This is a genomic window from Deferrisoma sp. (assembly GCF_054681715.1).
In genome coordinates, this window is sequence record NZ_BAAHFQ010000273.1 from 1 (window position 1) to 2356 (window position 2356).

At 67.3% G+C, this 2356-nt stretch carries 5 protein-coding genes and 1 pseudogene; all 6 read right to left on the reverse strand.

Annotated features, from left to right (window positions below):
* Positions 1–163 (reverse strand): annotated as a pseudogene (gene rplB / locus ACY0I8_RS17760) (50S ribosomal protein L2); the annotation flags it as partial.
* Between the two features lie 45 nt (positions 164–208).
* On the reverse strand, positions 209–502 hold the full coding sequence (locus tag ACY0I8_RS17765; protein ID WP_459942777.1) for an uL23 family ribosomal protein: 294 nt from the start codon (positions 500–502) through the stop codon (positions 209–211).
* A gap of 2 nt (positions 503–504) precedes the next feature.
* The gene (gene rplD, locus ACY0I8_RS17770) at positions 505–1119 is read right to left on the reverse strand and encodes a 50S ribosomal protein L4 (protein WP_459942750.1); all 615 of its coding nucleotides are present in this window, start codon (positions 1117–1119) and stop codon (positions 505–507) included.
* Positions 1120–1154: 35 nt separating this feature from the next.
* Positions 1155–1793: a large ribosomal subunit protein uL3 gene (gene rplC / locus ACY0I8_RS17775; protein WP_459942749.1), complete on the reverse strand. Its 639-nt coding sequence runs from the start codon at positions 1791–1793 to the stop codon at positions 1155–1157.
* A 39-nt stretch (positions 1794–1832) separates the two neighbouring features.
* A complete protein-coding gene (gene rpsJ, locus ACY0I8_RS17780) occupies positions 1833–2141 on the reverse strand; it encodes a 30S ribosomal protein S10 (RefSeq protein WP_025324247.1) in 309 nt (102 codons plus the stop codon).
* A 22-nt stretch (positions 2142–2163) separates the two neighbouring features.
* Positions 2164–2356 (reverse strand): EF-Tu C-terminal domain-related protein (locus ACY0I8_RS17785; protein ID WP_461395809.1); only part of this gene is annotated, 193 nt, incomplete at its 5' end.

Below are 2356 nucleotides of genomic sequence, written 5' to 3' on the forward strand. Positions count from 1 at the left end.
CGATGTGCCGGCAGGTGATCCGCCCCAGGTTGTTCCGCCCCCCGGACTTCTTCAGGGGCCGCACCAGAGATTTCTCGGGCTCGGTCCGGGTGATCTCGTCGAAGGCCGAGACCGTCATGCACCGCCGCCCCGGGGAGGTGGGCCGAAACCGTTTGATTGCCATGGTCTATCCCCTCTTGCCAACAGCGCCCCCGGGCCCTCGGGCCCGTTACACGCCCTCGAACAGCTCGATGTGCTCGCCCTCGTGGAGCGTCACGTAGGCCTTCTTCCAGTTCTTCCGACGGCCCACGAACCGGCCCACCCGGGCCTGCTTGCCCCGGACGATCACCGTGCGCACGGCCTTGACCTTGACCGAGAACACCTTCTCCACGGCCGTCTTGATCTCGGGCTTCGTGGCCTTCGGGTCCACCTCGAACACCACGGTGTTCGCCTCTTCCCGCAGGGCCGTGGACTTCTCCGTGATCACGGGCCGCCGGAGAACGTCGTAGTGGCTGCGCGCCATGGTCACACCCTCTCCTGGATCCGCTCGAGCGCCCCCTGGAGGAGCACCAGTTTCTCGTAACGCAGGATGTCGTAGACGTTGAGCCCTTCGGGCCGGAGCACCTTCACCTGGGGCAGGTTTCGGGCGGACTTCTCCACCACCTCGTCCCGCTCGGCCACGACGATCAGCGCGTTCTCGGCCCCCAGGGCCTTGAGCCTCGCGGCGAGCTGCTTCGTGCTGATCCCCTCGAGCCCCAGCGATTCCACGACCAGGAGTTCGCCGTCCCGGGCCTTCGCGGCCAGGGCAGACCGGAGCGCCAGTCGCCGCTTCTTTTTGGGCATCGAATACGCGTAGCTGCGCGGCTGGGGCCCGTGGACCGTGCCGCCCCCCTTCCACAGCGGGTTGCGGCGGTCACCCACCCGGGCCCGGCCCGTGCCCTTTTGGACCCAGAGCTTGCGGCCACTGCCCGCCACCTCCGAACGGGTCTTGGTCGCGTGCGTGCCCCGACGGCGGTTCGCCGTCTGCATGCGGACCACCTCCCACAGGAGGGCCTCGTTCACCGGCGCGCCGAAGATCTCCTCCGGGAGGTCCACCCGGCCCACCTCTTCGTTTGCGGCATTCACCAACGGTGTCTCCATCGCCGTCTCCCGTCTCTACGCCCTAAGCCTCGCGCCTACCGGTTCCCCGCCTTCACGGCCGGTCGCAGGAGCACCGTGCCGTTCTTGGCGCCGGGCACCGCGCCCCGGAGGAGGATCAGGTTCCGCTCCGGGTCCACCTCGACCACCTGGAGGTTCTGAACGGTGACCCGGCGGGCACCCATGCGGCCCGCGAGTTTCTTGCCCTTCCAGACCTTACCCGGATGCTCCTTGGCCCCGATGGACCCCGGAGCCCGGTGAAACATGGACCCGTGGGAGGCGCGGCCGCCGCCAAACCCGTGGCGCTTGATGACGCCCTGGAACCCCCGCCCCTTGCTGAACCCGGTCACGTCCACCAGGTCCCCGGGTTTGAAGAGGTCGGCCTTGAGCACCTGGCCCACCTCGAACTCGTCCGGGTTCTCCACCCGGAACTCCCGCAGGATGCGCCGGGGCTCGACCCCCGCCTTGCGGAAATGGCCCTTCATCGGGCGGTTCACCTTGTGGGGCTTGACCTCGCCGAACCCCACCTGGATGGCATCGTACCCGTCGGTCTCCCGCGTCTTCTTCTGGACCACGGTGCACGGGCCGGCTTCCACCACCGTCACGGGGATCAGCTCTTCACCGCCCATGAAGATCTGGGTCATCCCCAGCTTGCGTCCGATCAGTCCTTTGGCCATCGGAACTCCCTTGCCTTATCTCGAACACCGACCCGCCGATCAGAGCTTGATCTCGACGTCTACGCCGGCCGACAGATCCAGCTTCATCAGCGCGTCGATCGTCTGCTGGGTGGGATCCAGGATGTCCAGGAGCCGCTTGTGGGTGCGGATCTCGAAGTGCTCCCGGGATTTCTTGTCGATGTGGGGCGACCGCAGCACGCAGAACCGGTTGATCTCGGTGGGCAGGGGGATCGGCCCCGACACCCGGGCTCCGGTGCGCCGGGCCGCCTCCAGGATCTCCTTCACCGACTGGTCCAAGAGCTTGTGGTCGTACGCCTTGAGGCGAATCCGGATCTTGTCGCTGGTCATGCCGCGCTCCCAGGCCCTCTACCTATTCCAGGATCTTGGTCACGACGCCGGCGCCCACCGTGCGGCCACCCTCCCGAATCGCGAACCGAAGCCCCTCCTCCATCGCGATCGGCGTGATCAGGTTCACCGTGATCCGCACGTTGTCCCCAGGCATCACCATCTCCACCCCCTCCGGCAGCGTCACCGTCCCCGTCACGTCCGTCGTCCGAAAGTAA